This is a genomic window from Paraburkholderia acidisoli (assembly GCF_009789675.1).
GTDB lineage: Bacteria > Pseudomonadota > Gammaproteobacteria > Burkholderiales > Burkholderiaceae > Paraburkholderia > Paraburkholderia acidisoli.
Genome location: NZ_CP046914.1, coordinates 320894 through 337846, shown reverse-complemented (window position 1 = coordinate 337846; position 16953 = coordinate 320894). Strand labels below are relative to the sequence as shown.

16 protein-coding genes and 1 pseudogene are annotated in these 16953 nt (G+C 65.9%); 9 read left to right on the top strand and 8 right to left on the bottom strand.

Translation table 11 applies throughout. The annotated features are described in order from the left end of the window. The first annotated feature begins 244 nt into the window (after positions 1 to 244). From FAZ98_RS15780 to FAZ98_RS15770, 3 genes are all read left to right on the top strand, one after another. Positions 245 to 715, top strand: coding sequence for a universal stress protein (locus tag FAZ98_RS15780; protein WP_158952256.1), 471 nt, complete (start codon positions 245 to 247; stop codon positions 713 to 715). A gap of 194 nt (positions 716 to 909) precedes the next feature. Continuing rightward, positions 910 to 1404 carry a hypothetical protein gene (locus FAZ98_RS15775; RefSeq protein ID WP_158952255.1) on the top strand — a complete coding sequence of 165 codons (495 nt, stop codon included), beginning with the start codon at positions 910 to 912 and terminating at the stop codon, positions 1402 to 1404. A gap of 264 nt (positions 1405 to 1668) precedes the next feature. Further along, positions 1669 to 1893 (top strand): hypothetical protein, encoded by a 225-nt coding sequence (locus FAZ98_RS15770; RefSeq protein ID WP_158952254.1) that lies wholly within the window; start codon positions 1669 to 1671, stop codon positions 1891 to 1893. A gap of 115 nt (positions 1894 to 2008) precedes the next feature. Here FAZ98_RS15770 and FAZ98_RS15765 read toward each other — a convergent pair whose 3' ends face one another. Continuing rightward, complete coding sequence (locus tag FAZ98_RS15765; protein WP_158952253.1) at positions 2009 to 2197, bottom strand: hypothetical protein; 189 nt, start codon at positions 2195 to 2197, stop codon at positions 2009 to 2011. A gap of 290 nt (positions 2198 to 2487) precedes the next feature. Between FAZ98_RS15765 and FAZ98_RS15760 the strand changes: the two genes are divergently transcribed. Beyond that, on the top strand, positions 2488 to 3477 hold the full coding sequence (locus tag FAZ98_RS15760; RefSeq protein ID WP_158952252.1) for a hypothetical protein: 990 nt from the start codon (positions 2488 to 2490) through the stop codon (positions 3475 to 3477). Positions 3478 to 3552: 75 nt separating this feature from the next. On the opposite strand, the gene FAZ98_RS15755 is transcribed toward FAZ98_RS15760, so the two are convergent. Then, positions 3553 to 4272, bottom strand: coding sequence for an SH3 domain-containing protein (locus FAZ98_RS15755; protein ID WP_158952251.1), 720 nt, complete (start codon positions 4270 to 4272; stop codon positions 3553 to 3555). A gap of 315 nt (positions 4273 to 4587) precedes the next feature. On the opposite strand from FAZ98_RS15755, the gene FAZ98_RS15750 reads away from it, so the two are divergent. Further along, the gene (locus FAZ98_RS15750) at positions 4588 to 5910 is read left to right on the top strand and encodes a TIGR00366 family protein (RefSeq protein WP_158952250.1); all 1323 of its coding nucleotides are present in this window, start codon (positions 4588 to 4590) and stop codon (positions 5908 to 5910) included. A 55-nt stretch (positions 5911 to 5965) separates the two neighbouring features. Here FAZ98_RS15750 and FAZ98_RS35625 read toward each other — a convergent pair whose 3' ends face one another. Further along, complete coding sequence (locus tag FAZ98_RS35625; RefSeq protein WP_233272821.1) at positions 5966 to 6337, bottom strand: DUF488 domain-containing protein; 372 nt, start codon at positions 6335 to 6337, stop codon at positions 5966 to 5968. A 60-nt stretch (positions 6338 to 6397) separates the two neighbouring features. After that, positions 6398 to 6991, bottom strand: a pseudogene (locus FAZ98_RS35620) (uracil-DNA glycosylase family protein); the annotation flags it as partial. A 398-nt stretch (positions 6992 to 7389) separates the two neighbouring features. On the opposite strand from FAZ98_RS35620, the gene FAZ98_RS15740 reads away from it, so the two are divergent. The 4 genes from FAZ98_RS15740 (at position 7390) to dld (ending at position 13510) form a co-directional block, all read left to right on the top strand. Further along, complete coding sequence (locus FAZ98_RS15740) at positions 7390 to 8892, top strand: GntP family permease (RefSeq protein WP_233272779.1); 1503 nt, start codon at positions 7390 to 7392, stop codon at positions 8890 to 8892. Positions 8893 to 9000: 108 nt separating this feature from the next. Beyond that, the gene (gene hpnR, locus FAZ98_RS15735) at positions 9001 to 10566 is read left to right on the top strand and encodes a hopanoid C-3 methylase HpnR (protein WP_158952247.1); all 1566 of its coding nucleotides are present in this window, start codon (positions 9001 to 9003) and stop codon (positions 10564 to 10566) included. 152 nt (positions 10567 to 10718) lie between these two features. Then, positions 10719 to 11621, top strand: coding sequence for a LysR family transcriptional regulator (locus FAZ98_RS15730; RefSeq protein ID WP_158952246.1), 903 nt, complete (start codon positions 10719 to 10721; stop codon positions 11619 to 11621). Positions 11622 to 11755: 134 nt separating this feature from the next. Continuing rightward, the gene (gene dld, locus FAZ98_RS15725) at positions 11756 to 13510 is read left to right on the top strand and encodes a D-lactate dehydrogenase (protein ID WP_158952245.1); all 1755 of its coding nucleotides are present in this window, start codon (positions 11756 to 11758) and stop codon (positions 13508 to 13510) included. Between the two features lie 55 nt (positions 13511 to 13565). Here the strand turns inward: dld and FAZ98_RS15720 are convergent, their stop codons facing one another. The 4 genes from FAZ98_RS15720 to FAZ98_RS15705 all read right to left on the bottom strand — a co-directional run bounded on the left by FAZ98_RS15720 (position 13566) and on the right by FAZ98_RS15705 (position 16951). Next, positions 13566 to 14336 carry a DUF4410 domain-containing protein gene (locus tag FAZ98_RS15720; protein WP_158952244.1) on the bottom strand — a complete coding sequence of 257 codons (771 nt, stop codon included), beginning with the start codon at positions 14334 to 14336 and terminating at the stop codon, positions 13566 to 13568. Positions 14337 to 14527: 191 nt separating this feature from the next. Continuing rightward, the gene (locus FAZ98_RS15715; protein ID WP_158953935.1) at positions 14528 to 15898 is read right to left on the bottom strand and encodes an ATP-binding protein; all 1371 of its coding nucleotides are present in this window, start codon (positions 15896 to 15898) and stop codon (positions 14528 to 14530) included. Continuing rightward, positions 15898 to 16611: a response regulator gene (locus tag FAZ98_RS15710; RefSeq protein WP_158952243.1), complete on the bottom strand. Its 714-nt coding sequence runs from the start codon at positions 16609 to 16611 to the stop codon at positions 15898 to 15900. Before FAZ98_RS15710 ends, FAZ98_RS15715 begins: the two co-directional genes overlap by 1 nt. Before the next feature lie 16 nt (positions 16612 to 16627). Beyond that, positions 16628 to 16951, bottom strand: coding sequence for an EF-hand domain-containing protein (locus FAZ98_RS15705; protein WP_158952242.1), 324 nt, complete (start codon positions 16949 to 16951; stop codon positions 16628 to 16630). Between the last annotated feature and the right edge of the window lie 2 nt (positions 16952 to 16953).

Below are 16953 nucleotides of genomic sequence, written 5' to 3'. Positions count from 1 at the left end.
CGATAGCCGCGCGGCATACGCTCGTCATCGAATCGATGCCGTATCCGCTCGAGTGCGCCAACGAGGCGTCTGCCATCTGGCGCGAAGGTGGACTCACGGGCGTGGCCGTGCTGACGATGCGCGGACGCGTCGCGCCCCGCGAACGCCCGCGCGCATCAAGATGGATGCGGCCGGGCGCCGAAGCTGCGCTCGAACATGCCGATCGTGCTCATTACGCAATGGCCGCAAGGCCGGGGAGGGACTCATGTACAAGCAGATTCTGGTGGCCGTGGACGGCAGCCGCAGCGGCCGGCGCGCGCTCGACGAAGCCGTGAAGATCGCGCAGGCCACGGGCGGCACGATCGAGGCGCTGTGCGTGGTGCAGCATCCGTCACGGCCCGTCGACGTCAACCCGGGATTCGCCGAGGAACCGACGCGCCACGAAGCCGCGCGCGACGCCGCGACGGCCGCGCTCGACGAGGCCAAAACGGTGCTTGCGCAAGCGCACGTGACGGGCACCACACGCGCCGCCGATGCGAACGGCGAGGAGATCGCCGCCGTGATCTATCGTATCGCGGCTGAGGAAGACGCCGATCTCGTGGTGATGGGCACGCGCGGCTTGTCGGGCGTGAAGCGCCTGTTGCTCGGCAGCGTGGCCGAAACGTTCTTGCGCATGGCCGATCGTCCGGTGATGCTGGTGCGCGACGAGGCCGCGCCTGCTGCATCGGCAAGCTGATCCGGCGAACGAACCTGCACGCGCCCTGGGCGTGACCTGAGCGCGCGCCGCAGAGGCTTGCGCGCACACGTGGCAATCCGTCGCGAAAACATCGCAGAGGCTCGCGCAGAATGTGAGGGGTGCACGCGGCGTATCACGAAATAAGTGCCGATCACGCCGTGTGGCACGCGATTCAGCTCAACCGGAGATCGATCATGGTGACGGCATCACAACCTGCGTTCGACGCGTGGCGCGCCGGCAGCATTGCCGCTTTGCGGCTCTATCAGGGGCGTCAGCAAGGGCGCGAGCAATGGCTGCAATTCATGCAGCGGCGGGTGGAACGCGATCGCGCCGCACTCGAAGGCGCAATGGACGCATTGCGCGAAGCGCGCGACTGGAGCGAGTACGCGATCGCCTCGCAAACAGTCTCGCGCGACTGGTTCAACGCGAGCGCCGCACTCTGGCAGGAAACGGCCGCGAATGCCGTGCAGGGCCCGTTGCTTTGGAGCGAAGTGGCGCGCGACTTCGCTCAACAATGGACCGACGTGTGCGCGGGCTTCGGCGCTGTCACGATGAGCATGCGCGCCGCGCGGCCCGTGCGCGCATGGATGAATGCATTCGAACGCACCATGAGCGATACCGTTCACGAAACCAACGTGGAAGCGAAGGCCAATGGCGCCGTGCAAACGAGCGCAGCGCCCGGCGCTTGAGCTTTCTTTCGTTCTTTCCTGGTCGAACGATTTAAACGAAACGTTGGCCGTGCGCAGCGGCCGTCGTTTCGGTCCCTCAAAATCTCATCGATTAAATTAATCGGTATTCCGAACTATTGTTTATGAAGAACCGATCCATTTCGTTGTGCCGCGCCGCGTAAGTCGGAGCCATTGCCGTAACACCGCGAAACAAGGTTGTAGCGAAACTGTACGATTGACCCGCTATGCTGGGCATCACTGTGAGTTCTGGACAGGAGAGATTCGATGCTCAGTCACCATGAACTGGCGACGTTGCTGTTGATTCGCGACGCCAACACGCCTTTGCAAACGATCGATTCCGATTTTCTCGCGCTACAGCACTATCGGCTCGTGGAGATGGACGACGAAGAGGGCGAGACCGCCCTGCGTCTCACGACGCGAGGGCACGAGTTGCTGCGGCGGCTCACGCACGAGGAAGGCGGCGAGATCGAGGGATTCGGCGAAGCGTAAGCGCCAGGAAAGCTGTCAAAAGGGTTTCAATCGCTGTGTTTCGTTACAAGTGTGTAACGAAGAATCGCGGACTCTACGATACAGTGCTGGGTTTTGTTTTTCCCATGCAGTGATTTCACTGCATTCCACTGTCGTCACGCACGAGTCCAATAGAATGAACACCGTTTCCAAAACTTTCGTCCGTCTTTTTGCTATCGCTGGTTTCGCCGTGCTGCTCGCGCCGCTCGCCGCTCAGGCCGCGCCGCATGGTCATCAGGTGTGCCACATCGAACATCACCACCACCACGCCGTGCGCGTTTGCCATCACGTGCGCTGATTTCAGCGACGAAAGAAAAAACGCCGCCTCGCATGGCGGCGTTTTTTTTTCCTATATTAGTTTGGACGTCGAATTAAATAGCTGGCAATTCCGTCAGTTTCGAAGAATTGATAAACGCGAAATTATCGCCGCTGTAATTTACGGAAAAGAGTGGGATTTCACAGTTATTTCACTGTGCGTTATTCTCGGCCGCTTCACGCCACCGTGACTTTTTTGCGGTGGTTTTCGTTCAGCTTGGGTGCCGCAGCGCATCGTCCAGGTCGAGGCATTGCTATTTCATGAGACCCATCACGACGTCTGCCGCATCGTGCGTCATCACTGCGATGCTCGCCGCGATATCGGCCTCGGCGCACGCGCAGGAATTCACGCTATTCGCGGGACCGCTCGCGAGCGGCAGCGCCCACACGTATTCGTGGGCGATGGATTACACGGAGGGCTTCGGCAATTACTTCGCCGGTAGTATTTCGTGGCTCAACGAAGGCCATATTCCCGACCATCATCGCGACGGTCAGACGATTCAGGCGTGGGCGCGTTTGCCGCTCGCGCAGCGGCGCCTGGTATTCGCACTCGGCGTGGGTCCGTACCGCTATTTCGATACCGAAGCGGCGTCGAAGGGCGAGGGTTATTCGAATACCCACGGCTGGGGTGTCGTCTACAGCGCGCGGGCGACGTATTATTCAGCGCACCGCTGGACGGCCAATCTGCAGCTCAATCGCGTGCAGGTCACGAACGGGCCCTCCACCACCGCGCTGATGCTCGGCGTTGGCTATCAGCTCGATGCGCCGGACACGCCGGGCCCGCGCGAGTTCGCGCTGCCACGCACGCACGACGTGACTCACAACGAGATTACGTTGATGGCGGGCGAGACGATCCTCAACAGTCTCGATTCGCAAACGTCCGCGGCCGAGTCGATCGAATACCGGCGCGGGCTTACGCATTTTCTCGACGCAACCGTGGGATATCTGCACGAAGGCAACGGCATTTCGGCGCGCCGCGACGGGGCGACCGCGCAGCTTTGGCTCACGCGCGCTTTCCTCGACGACAAGCTGACGCTAGGTTTCGGCGCGGGCGTTTATGCGGCGATCCATCACGGCGATCACCCCGACGACCGCGATACCGGCGACGGCATTCTTTCGGGGCTCGTATCTGTCTCGGCGTCGTACCGCATGACGCAGCACTGGGACGCGCGCGTGACGTGGAATCGCGTGGTCACGCGCTATAGCCGCGATACCGACGTGATTCTCGGCGGCATCGGCTACCGCTTCTGAGCGTTTTCGCATGACGGGCGCGCGCGGCATATCCACACCGCGCGCGTTCCGGCGCATCGGAATCGCCGCGGCCGATCAACCGCCGGGCCGGCCGCCACCGCCACCACCACCACCACCCGGCGGGCGACCACCGCCGCCACCGCCGCCATGTCCGCCGCCGCCCGGCGGACGCCCGCCACCGCCACCCGGCGGCCGCCCGCCGCCATGCGAGGGCGGTCTCGCGCCGCCGTTGCCGGGCCCTGCGCCGTGACCAGGCGGCCGGGGACCGGGACCCGCGCCGTGCGAAGGCGGCCGCGGACCACCGGGCGGGCGGCCCGCGCCATGCCCCGGCGGATGCGGACGCGGCGGCCGAATCGGCGGCGGCGGCACCGGGCGCGGCCCCGGGTGATGCGACCAGCGCCCCTGGTTACCGTACCACGGCCGGTCGCGATAGAAGTTGCCCCAATAGGCGCCCAGCGAGAACGTCACGATCGGCAGGCCGATGGTCGCACCATACGACGGCACGGGCACGCGCTGGCCTTGCCACGGGTAGCTGAGATAGCTGCCGTACACCCAGCCGCGCAGATTCGGCAGGCTCACGTCGCACCAGCTATAGCCGGCCACGCAGCCCATCACCGCGAGCGACACGCCGCCCGACACCTGCGCCACCACGGGATAGTCGCCGCCCGGACCGGCATAGACGTTGACGGTCGTGCTCGTGAACGCCTGCGACTGCGCGAGCGCCGGTTGCGCCGCGAGCATTCCCGCGAGACTGCCCAATCCAGCGAATACGACACCGACAAACTGCTTGCGCATCTATCGACTCCTTTTCTGGTTTTGCGGATTCCGATGCGGAGACGGATCGAGAAAGCTGCCGTAACGGTAGCAGATTGGCTTTTTACGGCACGTATGAGCGTGTAACCGTAGATTTCGCCGCGCGTTGCAGGAAAAGAGCGCAAGTGCCGGCGGAAAAATCCCGGCGGCGAGTAGGGCGAATCGCCGGCGGCCCATACGCGTTGCGCGGCGCTGTGCCAGAATCGCGCCTCGGTTCGCATCGAATCCGCAATAGCGGACCGTTGCCGTATCGGCAAACGAAACAATGAAAGAGAAGCAGACGAGGAGCAGACCAACGTGATTCAGCGCATTTCCAGTTTCTTTACCGGCGTCGTGCATCGGGTATTGCCGGACCCGCTCATTTTCGCCATTTTCCTGACCGTCGTGACGTTCGTGCTGGCATTCGCGCTCACGCCGCAGCCGCCCGAAGCGCTGGTCCTCATGTGGGGTTCGGGCTTCTGGAACCTGCTCGCGTTCGCGATGCAGATGGTCCTGATTCTGGTCACGGGCCACGCGCTGGCCAGTTCCGGTCCGGTCAAGCGCCTGCTGGTCGCGCTTGCGAGCTGCGCGCGCACGCCGGCGCAGGGCGTGATGCTGGTGGCGTTCGTGGGCGCGGTCGCTTGCGCGATCAACTGGGGCTTCGGCCTCGTGCTAGGCGCGATGTTCTCGCGCGAAGTCGCGCGACGCGTGCGCGGCGCGGACTATCGCCTGCTGGTCGCGGCGGCGTACATGGGCTTTCTGACGTGGCATGGCGGTCTCTCGGGCTCGGTGCCGCTGGTCGCCGCCACCAAGGGCAACCCGATGGAAAAGGCCGTTGGCCTGATCCCCGTTTCGCAGACGATCTTCACCGGCTACAACGCCTTCATCACGATCGGCCTGATCGTGCTGCTGCCGATTCTCGTGCGCCTGATGATGCCGAAGCCCGAAGACGTGGTTTCAGTCGATCCGGCGCTGCTCGAAGATCCGCCGAGCGTCGAGCGCAAGCTCGGCCCGGACGCCACCTTCGCCGAGCGCATTGAGGAAAGCCGCGCGCTCTCGTTGCTGGTCGCCGCACTGTGCTTCGTGTTCCTCGGCGTGCGTTTCCACACGAAGGGCTTCTCGCTCGACATCGACACGGTCAACCTCGTGTTCCTCGCCGCGGGCCTCGTGCTCCACAAGACGCCGATGGCCTATGCGCGCGCCGTGGGCGCCGCCGCGAAGGGCGCGTCGGGCATCATGATCCAGTTCCCCTTCTACGCCGGCATTCAGGCGTTGATGGACCACTCGGGTCTCGCGGGCGTGATCACGAAGTGGTTCGTGGATATCGCCAACGTGCACACGTTTCCGCTGCTCGTGTTCCTCAGCTCGGCCCTGATCAACTTCGCGGTGCCCTCGGGCGGCGGCCACTGGGTCGTGCAGGGCCCGTTCGTGATGCCGGCGGCGCAGGCGCTGGGCGCGGATCTCGGCAAGTCGGCGATGGCGATCGCTTACGGCGAAGCCTGGACCAACATGGCGCAGCCGTTCTGGGCGTTGCCCGCACTCGCCATCGCGGGCCTCGGCGTGCGCGACATCATGGGTTACTGCGTGACCACGCTGCTGTTTTCGGGTGTGGTGTTCGTCGCGGGGATGTACCTGTTCTAGGCGTGCGGCGCGAAGCGGCGCAGGCGTTGCGCGCCGTGCGTCGCATCGGTCGTTTCTATTGGCGCTCGCGCTTCAGAAACGCCTGCAACACGACCGCGTGATTGCGCGCGGTGTCGTGCGAGCCGTAGAGCAGCACGACAGGCCGCGTTTCGCGCGCCCGCACGATGGGCTCCCACGCCACGCGGTTTGCGGCGAGTTCCGCCAGATAACGCTCGCGGAATTCGTCCCAATGCGCCGGATCGTGCTCGTGCGCGTGAAACCACTGGCGCAATGCCGTGCTCGGCGCCACGTCCTTCGCCCACGTCACGTGCGCGAGCGTTTCCTTCCTGATGCCGCGCGGCCAGAGCCGGTCGACGAGAAAGCACGCCGCGCCGGCTTCCGGCAGCGGTTCGTAGACGCGCTGGATCGTGATTGGCGGCTTCGTCATCTGCGCGTTCTCCTGGGCGTTGTCCCATGTCATGTCGATGGGGGCGGCGTTTTCCGTATCGGCGAACAGTTCGGTCACGTGCCGCCTGAGCGCGGGCAGCACTTCCGCTTCGAACCACGCATGGCGCTTGAACCAGGGCTGATTGCGCGGTGACGGATGCGGCAGCGGCACGTAATCGGGCGCGTACTCGCGCCATGCCTGCACCGTTTCCGTGAGCGACGGCTTACGCCGGGCGCCCAGAAAATAGCGCTGCGCGTATTGGCCGACCAGCAGCGTGAGCCGCACGTTCGTTAGCTGATCGAGCAGGCGCGTGTGCCAGAGCGGCGCGCATTCCGCGCGCGGCGGGTTGTCGCCGCCACCGCCGCGGCCCGGATAGCAGAAGCCCATGGGCACGATCGCCACGCGCCGCGCGTCGTAGAACGTGGTTGTGTCGATGCCGAGCCATTCGCGCAGACGCTCGCCGCTCGCGTCGTCCCACGGCACGCCCGACGCGTGCACTTTCGCGCCCGGCGCCTGCCCGACGATCAACAGGCGCGCCGTGCCGCTCGCCTGCAACACGGGGCGCGGCCCGAGCGGCAAGGCGTGCTCGCACGCGCGGCACGCGCGGATTTCGGCGAGCAGGTCGGTCAAGGCGATGGCGTGAAAGGTCCGCACGGTGGCTCGGCAAAAAAACGATGGCGCCGCGATGAAACGCGCGGCGAACGTATCGGCGACACATCGACGAAAAATAGGCGCGAAACACGCGAAGATCCAGTCTAGCAAATGGCATAAGACGATTCGTATGCCCTTCGCCCAAGCCGATAGGGCGCCATTTCCAGCCATGACGCGCCGCAGCACACGCTCGCGCTTCGCCCCACGCATTTCCTGTACGCTCGCCACACCGCTCGTCACCCGCCGGTCTGGAACGGAGCCGCGATGCCCGCCGAACCCGATACGCCCGCCCGCGCGCTCTACGCGCTCTCTGCGCGCCCTCCGTGCCACGCGATTCACGTCGCGCCTGAATGGTTAATCGGCACGACACCGCCGCGCGCCGCCTTCCGGAGCGCATGCCGATGAGCACCGCCACGCTCTTCACCGGCCTCGCGGGCATGCTCGCGAGTCTCGCGCTGCTCGTGTGGCTCGCGTATCGCGGCTGGAGCGTGCTGCTGCTCGCGCCCGTGTGCGCCATGCTGGCCGCGTTCGTGTCCGGCGAACCGGTGCTCGCGCACTGGACGCAAACCTTCATGGCCAGCACCGGCCGCTTTCTCGCGCAGTTCTTCCCGTTGTTTCTGCTCGGCTCGCTGTTCGGCAAGCTGATGGAGGACAGCGGTTCCGTCGACGCCGTCGCGCAACTCATGATCGACAAGCTCGGCACGCGCCACGCGCTCGTTGCCGTGGTGATGGGCGGCGCGCTCGTGACGTACGGCGGCGTGAGCCTGTTCGTCGCGTTCTTCGTGCTCGCCCCCATGGCACAGGCGCTGTTCCGTTCCGCCGATCTCCCGCGCCGCCTGATGCCCGCCACGATCATGCTGGGCACGGCGACATTCACGATGTCCGCGCTGCCCGGCACGCCCGCGCTGCAAAACGCGATACCGATGCCGTTCTTTGGCACGACGCCGTTCGCCGCGCCGGGCCTCGGCGTGATCGCGAGCGGCGTGATGGCGGGCTTCGGCCTCTGGTGGCTCGGGCGTGCGGCCGCCGCCGCGAAGCAAAACGGCGAAGGCTTCGTGGAGCCGCTCGATGGCGGCGCCGACTATGAAGCGCGCGGCAAGTCGGCGCTCGTGCGCGAACGGGCGAGCGTCGCGCAAACCTTCGACCCCGCCGAAATCGACAGCGGCGGGCGCGCGCCCGAAGCGGCGGGCTATGGCGTCGCGCCGCCATCGGCGTTCGTCGCGCTGGCGCCGCTCGTCGTGGTCGTGGCGATGAACTTCGCGATGAACGTCGTGGTGTTTCCGCGCCTGGACGCCGCGTATCTCGCCCAGCCGCGCTGGGGCGCGACCACGCTCTCGGCCGTGGCGGGCGTGTGGGGCGTGTCCGTGGCGCTCGCGGTGGGCATTGTCGTGCTGGTCGCGCTCAATCGCGCGCGGCTCGGCGCGTTGCGCGAAAGCATGGACGCGGGCGCGAATGCTGCCGTGCTGCCCGTGCTGAGCGTGGGCAGCCTGGTCGGCTACGGCGCGGTGATCGCGGCGCTGCCCGCGTTCGAGGCCGTGCGCGACTGGGTGCTCGGCATCGGCGGCGGCCCGCTCGTCTCGCTCGCGGTGGCGACGAATCTGCTCGCGGGCCTCACGGGCTCGGCCTCGGGCGGCCTGACGATCGCGCTCGACGCGCTCGGCGGCACTTATATGCAGCTCGCGGCCCAGCATCATATCGATCCCGCGTTGCTGCATCGCGTCGCGGTGATGTCGTCGGGCACGCTCGACAGCCTGCCGCACAACGGCGCCGTGGTCACGCTGCTGGCCGTGTGCGGCTCGACGCATCGCGAGAGTTATCGCGATCTGGTGATCGTGAGCATTGCGGGCGCGCTGATCGCGCTCGCCGTCGTGATCGTGCTCGGCTCGCTGTTCGGTTGTTTTTAGATCGACCGTTTTTAGGGCCGATTTCGACACTGCGCGCGAAAAGCGCCACCCAGGCGATGCGCGTAGACTCGCTCGAATGCGCGGCGATCCCGCGCGCGAGGAGGCACGATGAGATTGCTTGCCGTCCACCCGAGCGGACTCATGTACACGCGCGTGTTTCTGCGGCTCGAGCCGCTGGGCCTCGAAGCCGTGGCGGGCGCGGCGCGCGACGCGGGTCACGACGTGCGCCTGATCGATCTCCAGGTCGAAACGCATCGCGACCTCATGCGCCTCGTGCGCGCCTGGCAGCCCGACGCGCTCTGTTTCTCGGGCAACTATCTCGCCAATATCCCCGAAATCATCGACCTCGCCATCGCCGTGAAAGCGGCGCGGCCCGCGTGCTTCGTGTTCGTGGGCGGCCATAGCGTCTCGTTCACCGCGCACGATTTGCTGCACCACGCGGAGGGTGCGATCGACTGCGTGTTGCGTGGCGAGGGCGAAGCGTCGGTTAGCGCGTTGCTCGACGCGGTCGCGCACGGCGGCGATCTGCTCGCGGTGCCCGGCGTGTTGACGACGCAAGGCACCGGACCGCCGCCGCGCTTCGTCGAGCGACTCGATCCCGTGCGGCCCGCGCGCGACCTGCTGCGGCATCGGCGCAAGTATTTCATCGGCACGCTGGACCCATGCGCGTCGATCGAATTCGCGCGCGGCTGCCCGTGGGACTGCACGTTCTGCAGCGCGTGGACCTTCTACGGCCGCAGCTATCGCACGCGCAGCCCCGAGGTGGTAGTGGAAGAACTCGCGGCGCTGCGCGAGCCGGGCATCTTTATCGTCGACGATGTCGCGTTCGTGCACGCCGAGCACGGCATGGCGATCGGCGAGGCGATCCGGCGGCGCGGCATACGCAAGCGCTATTACCTCGAAACGCGCGGCGACGTGCTATTGCGCAACAAGGACGTGTTCCGCCTGTGGCAATCGATTGGCCTGAAGTACATGTTTCTGGGCCTCGAAGCCATCGACGAGGAAGGACTCAAGGCGTTTCGCAAACGGATCAGCATCGACCGCAATTTCGAGGCGCTCGAATTCGCGCGCTCGCTGGGCATTACCGTGGCCGTCAATCTGATCGCCGATCCCGACTGGGATCATGCGCGCTTCGAGACGATCCGCAACTGGTGCCTCGAGATTCCCGAGATCGTGAATATCAGCGTGAATACGCCGTATCCGGGCACGGAGAACTGGCAACGCGAAGCGCGGCGGCTCACGAGCCTCGACTATCGCCTGTTCGACATCCAGCACGCCGTGGTGCCCACGCGGCTGCCGCTGCCCGAGTTCTACGCCGAACTCGTGCGCACCCAACAAGTGCTCAATCGCAAGCATCTGGGCTGGACCGCGCTGCGCGGCGCGACCGGTCAGGCCACGCGGCTGTTGCTGCACGGCCAGACCAATTTCGTCCGCATGCTCTGGAAGTTCAACTCGGTGTTCGATCCGCGCCTGCAACTGGCCGATCATGCGCGCGCGGTGCGGTACGAGATGACGCCGCCACCGGCGATGCTGGCGACCCACGGCGCCGCGCAGGGCGCGCCGCGCATCGATATGAAAACCGTCTACATTCACGGGCCGACCGGCCGCAAGGGCCGCAAGATCGACGACGCCACGGAGCAGTTCGTCGACGAGACACGCATGGGGTTGGGCTGACCCGAACCCGCTGAATCCGCACGAAATCCAGCGCTAAATCCCGCGCAGATTTGCCGCGCCGCTTCGCCGTTCGGCCGAGGTGCCGGTTTTTCGTCTTGCCGTCATGATGAGGACGCGTTCACAATCGGGCGTTCGATCAAGACGAAAAAGATATGGAATTCCGGCAACTACGCTATTTTCTGGCCGTCGCGGAGTCGTTGCATTTCAGCGAGGCGGCGAGCGCGCTCGGCATTGCGCAGCCGCCGCTGAGCCAGCAGATCCTCAAGCTGGAGAAGGAAATCGGCACGCGGCTGTTCATTCGCCATTCGCGCCATGTGGAGTTGACCGAGGCGGGGCGGCTGTTTCGCGAGCGTGCGCAGCGCATCGTCGAAGATGCGGAACTCGCGCTCGCCGAAGCGCAGAACGCCGGGCGCGGCGAAACCGGGCGGCTCGTGCTGGGCTTTGCGGGCTCGACGGTGTTTCATCCGCTCGTGGCTACGGTGTTGCAGCGCTATCGCAGCGCGTATCCCGGCGTCTCGATCGGCTGCGAGGAAAGCAATAGCTCGGTGCTGCTCGAACGCGTGAGCGAGGCCAAAGTCGACGCCGCGCTCGTGCGCCTGCCACTGAACTGCCGCGGGCTGGCCACGCAGCCGCTGGTGGAAGAAGACGTGCTGGCCGTTTTGCCGCCGCGCCACCGGCTCGCGCGCCGCCGCAGCGTGGACCTCGCCGACCTCGCCGAAGACCCGCTCATCCTGTTTCCGCGTGCCATTGGCCCCGATCTGTACGATTCGATCATCAGCGCCTGCCATGCGGCAGGTTTCAATCCCGTGATCGGCATGGAGTCGCCGCAGATTTCGTCGACGGTCAACATGGCCGCCGCGGGCTTCGGCGTCACGCTGATTCCCTCGTCGATGCGGCAGATTCAGGCGAAGGGCGTGACTTACCACGCGCTCAAGGGCGGCACGCTGCACACGACCATCGCGCTGGTGTACCGGTCGCGCGAAAAGGCGCCCACGGTGCAGAACTTCGTGCGCATCGTGCGCGACGCGTCGCGGCATCCGCCCGTTGCCGGCTAGTGCGCTCGCGAGCGGCATCCGTCGATTGATATCTTTTTCGTCTTGATCGCGCGCTCGCCGCGTATTGGACTTGATACGGCGCGCAGCCTATGCTCTCACGATCCCTTAGATCGCCACGCAGGAGCCATGCCGTCATGACCACCGTTCCCGGGCGCGAGCGCGCGTCAGTCACACCGGGCCGCACTGGCCGCACCGCGCTGATCGCCGCGCTGCACGACGCCGTCGGTCGCGCGCACGCCCTGACCCGCGACGAAGCCACGCGCCGTTATCGCAAGGGTTTTCGCTTCGGCGAAGGCAAGGTGGCGGCCGTGGTGCGGCCCGGCACGCTGGTCGAGCAATGGCGCGTGTTGCAGGCGTGCGTGGCGGCCCGCGCCGTGGTGATCTCGCAGGCCTCGAACACGGGTCTCACGGGCGGCTCCACGCCCGACGGCGACGACTACGACCGCGACGTGGTGATCGTGAGCATGACGCGCATGCGCACCGTGCATGTGATCGAAGGCGGCAAACAGGTCGTGTGCTTGCCGGGCTCGACGCTCGATCAGCTCGAACAACTGCTCAAGCCGCTCGGGCGCGAACCGCACTCGGTGATCGGCTCGTCGTGCATCGGGGCTTCGGTGATAGGCGGCGTATGCAACAACTCGGGCGGTTCGCTTGTGCGGCGCGGGCCCGCCTACACGGAAATGAGCGTGTTCGCACGCGTGAGCGCGAACGGCGCGCTCGAACTCGTGAACCATCTCGGCATTCGGCTGGGCGACACGCCCGAAGACGTGCTCGGCCGTCTCGACCGCGGTGACCTCCCCGAAAGCGACCTGCTTCACGACGCGGGCGTGGCCTCGGACCAGAATTACGCGGAGCACGTGCGCGACATCGAAGCGGCCACGCCCGCGCGCTACAACGCCGACCCGCTGCGTCTGCACGAGGCGTCCGGCTCGGCGGGCAAGGTCATGGTGTTCGCGGTGCGGCTCGACACGTTTCCCATCGAGAAGGGCGCGAAGGTGTTCTATATCGGCACCAATGCCACCGGCGAATTGACCGACCTGCGCCGCGACATACTCGGCAAGTTCTCGAAGCTGCCGATCGCGGGCGAATATCTGCATCGAGACGCTTTCGATATCGCCGAACGCTACGGCAAGGACATGTTCCTGCTGATTCAGTATCTCGGCACGAAGCGGCTGCCCGCGCTGTTCGCCTTCAAGAGCCGTTGCGACGCCTTTTTCGAGCGCCTGCGCTTCCTGCCCGCGCATTTCACCGACCGCGCCATGCAGGCCATCAGCCAGCTATTTCCGGGTCATCTGCCCGCGCGCCTGAAGGAATATCGCGAGCGTTACGAACATCATTTGATGCTGAAGGTGTCCGCCGATTGCGTGGATGAAACGCGCGCCTGTTTGCAGCGCTATTTCGGCGAGGCGAGCGGCGACTTCTTCGAGTGCAGCGACGAAGAGGGCAGCAAGGCGTTTTTGCATCGCTTCGCGGCGGCGGGCGCGGCCATTCGTTATCGCGCGGTGCACGGCAAGGAAGTGGAAGATATCGTCGCGCTCGATATTGCGCTGCGCCGCAACGACCGCGAGTGGTTCGAACAATTGCCCGCCGAGGTGGAAAAGCCCATCGCCATCAAGCTTTATTACGGGCATTTTCTTTGCCATGTGTTTCATCAGGACTATATCGTTCGCAAGGGCAATGATTGCCTCGCGCTCGAACACGCAATGTGGAAGCTGCTGGACGCGCGCGGCGCCGAATATCCAGCCGAGCACAACGTTGGGCATCTTTACTACGCCAAGCCTGAATTGAAGGCATTTTACGAAGGCCTCGATCCGTGCAACTGCTTCAATCCGGGCATTGGGCACACGTCGAAGTTTGCGAACTATCGCGAGAGTGCGGCGCAGTCGTAAACACATAACGGCGACGATTTGAAAACCGTCGCCGTTATGTTTTGCGCTCGCGTTTTCAGCTTTTTTCGGCAGCCGCCGGCATCCAGCCGTTTTGCGCATTCGCTTGAGCGATCTGCTTCGCGATCGCTTTTGCGAGTTTGCCGGCATCCGCGGAAAGGGTGTCCTGCTTCGCCTCCGAAGCGCCGTGCAGCCCGCCGCCCAGCGCCGCCGAAGTGGCGAGATGACCCGCCGCCGCGCCCACGCCCGCCGTTTCCGCCACGCCCGGCAGATGGCCGCTGTTCGCGTTCGACGCAAAACTCGCGAGGGTTTGCGGCGAGCCGTTGGCGGCTTGATATTGCATCGTGATTTGCGCACTCACTTCGCTCTTGCCGGCGCCCAGGCCGATCAGCATGCGGCGGCGGCGATTGCCCGCGTCCATGGTCTCGATGCGGCCGTCCACGATCAGCGCGTTACGGCCGGCCGGCGCGGGACCGTCCATGCGCATGGCGGGCAAGCCCAGCTTCTGCAGTTCGCTCACGATTTGATCGGCGAGATGCTCGCGCGTTTGCAGCGCGGCTTGTTGCTGTTGTTGCGCCGACGTTGCTCCGTTGCTCATCGACGTGAGTTTGCGCACGAGGCCGGTGTGGTCGAGTTGCACGTCTTCGGCGCTGGCCTCGAAGGCGTAGACGTAGATGACTTCGGCGTGAAGTTGCGAGGTCGGCTGCGCCTGAGCCGTGGCTTGCGTGGCCGCCTGCGCGCAACCGCTCGCGAACAGCGCGCCCGCGAGCAGCGTGGCGCCCGCAGCGCGTTTGATTTTGCCGACGATAAAGCCGAGAAGCGATTCCATGTTCGTATCCGTTTGCCTGATTGCATCATTGCGGGGAAAAGCCGGGCACGTCGAATTGATCAGGATGGCGAAGGATCGACGCTGGCGTTTCGGGGCCTGCGTCGCGGCCGGAAGCGGCTTCGTGCGGTGCAGGGCTCAGCAGCAAGTATGGGCAAACGGACCCGCGAAATCCACGCGCAAAGTATGTCGATTCATGTCGCGCGAGGGTGCGAGATCGACCCGTCGAGCGGCAGACGCACCACGGCTTCGAGGCCGCCGCCCGCGCGGTCGCGGAACGTGAGTGTGCCGCCGTGCAGCCGCGCGATGCGGTCGACGATGGCGAGCCCCAGACCGGAGCCGCCCGAATGCGTGCGCGCGTTCGCACCGCGGCTGAAGGGCTCCTTCAGGCGTTCGAGCTCCGCGGCGCGAATGCCGCTGCCGCGGTCGCCGATCACGACGCAAGCCATGTCGCCTTCGCGCATGGTGCGAATCGCAAGACCCGCGCGGCCGTAATTCACCGCGTTCTGCATCAGGTTCATCAGCAGACGCATCACGGCGACGGGCTGAAAGTCGAACACGGGCAGCATGCCTTCGTCGAACTCGAATTCGTGCCCGAGTCCCGCGAAATCGGCCACCAGCTGGCCCGCGAGCGCGTTGAGATCGCCCGGCTTCGGCGCCTCGCGCTCACCGCTGCCCGCGTAATCCATGAACTGCTGGAGGATCGTGTCGATCTGGTCGAGATAGCTTTCCGAAGCCGCGACCAGCGCGTCGTTGCTGCCGCGCGGCAAGGCCATCGCAATCGCGAGACGCAGCTTCGTGAGCGGCGTGCGGATGTCGTGCGAAACGCCCGCGAGCATCAGCGCGCGCGTGGCTTCGGCCTGCTTCAGCGCGTCGGTCATCTGGTTGAACGCGTGACTCACGGCGGCGATTTCGGTCGGGCCGTCGGTGGGCAGCGGCGGCGGCGTGTCGCCCGCGCTCACGCGCCGCGCGGCGCGCGCGAGTTCGCGCAGCGGCCGGTTCAGGTGGCGCTGCAACAGATAGCCCGTGAGCGCCGCGAGCAGCGCCAGCCCCGCCGACAAGACGAGTGCGGTCGAAATGCCGCTTGCGCGCGCGTCGGCGGTCATCGGCAGCGAGATCCACACGGGCGCGCCCGCGGCGTGCACGCGAATCCACAGGCGTTCCTGCAACGGCGACGGCGTGTCGTGGCTGGCGTCCCAGCGCACCAGCAGGTCGGGCGGCAGGTGGCGTTGCAACGCGGCGACGAACAGATCGCGCTGCCACGTGCGAAAGAAGTGGATCAGGCTCGGCGGCGTGTCGTCGGGGGCCTCGGTGACCTCGGGCGGCGGCGTGCTGCGCGCGTTCAGCCGCGCGGCGGCGGCGCGCCCTTCGGCCGCCGGCATGGCGGCAAGCGTGGTGTCGAGCAGCGTCACGTAGTCGGCGAAGATGATCGACGCGCGTTCGATGCGCGGGCGCTGCACGTAATGCAACAGCACGCTCAGCGAACACACCTGCGAGAGCGCGACGAGCGCGACCAGCAGCGCGATGTTGCGCGAGAGCAGCGAGCGGGGCAGACCGAAGCGCATCACGCGTCGACGCCGGCCACGAGCATGTAGCCGATGCCCCACACGGTCTTGATGAAGCGCGGCTTGGCGGGATCGTCCTCGACGATCTGGCGCAGCCGCAGGATCTGCACGTCGACGCTGCGATCGAGCGCGTTGTGATCGCGGCCGCGTGCGCGCGCGAGCAGATTCTCGCGGCTCACGGCCCGGTTGGGCGAGGAGCCAAGCGCGTGCAACAGCAGCATTTGCGCGGAATGCACCTCCACGGGCTCGTCATGGCGATACAGCGTTTGTTTGCCAACGTCGAAGCTGAAATCGCCGAAACGCAGCCGCTGCGACGTCACCGTGGGGTCGCCGGCGGCCATCTTCTGGCGGCGCAGCAGCGCACGCACGCGCGCGACGAGTTCGTCGGGCAGGAACGGTTTCGCGAGGTAGTCGTCGGCGCCGGTTTCGAGGCCGATCACCTTGTCGGCGGCGTCGCCCTTGGCGGTGAGCATGAGGATCGGCAGCGTCTGGCCTTCGGCGCGCAGGCGGCGGCAGATCGAGAGGCCGTCTTCGGGCTCCATCATCAGGTCGAGCACGAGCAGGTCGTAGGGCTCGCGCTGGAGCAGGCGGTCGAGGCGCTTGCCGTCGGCGACGGCGCGCACCTCGAAGCCATGGCCCGTGAGGAAGCGTTGCAGCATATTGCGCAGCTCGGCTTCGTCGTCGAGCACGATGATCCGGTGGGCTTGCTCCATGATGCGTCTCCGGCGGTCATCGCGCTGCCGCGCGCGTCCGCATGAAGTCTTCGATCTGCGCGAGCGTGACGAAGCCGGCATGCTGCGTGTCGATTTCGTCGAAGTGCTGCGCGACTCGCGGCATGCCCGCTTGCGCCTGGTCGCGCGTGAGTTTGCCGTCGTGCGTGGTGTTCGCGGCGGCAAAGCGGCTTTGCACTTGCGCGAGCATGCGCTCGATGCGCGCGCCGTTCATGCCGGACGCCGCGGGCGTGGCCGCGTTCGGCGCACTTTGCGCGTGCGCGCTGATCGAGGCGGTTGCTGCAACGATACACAAAACGAGGGCGGCGATCGACTGCTTCATGA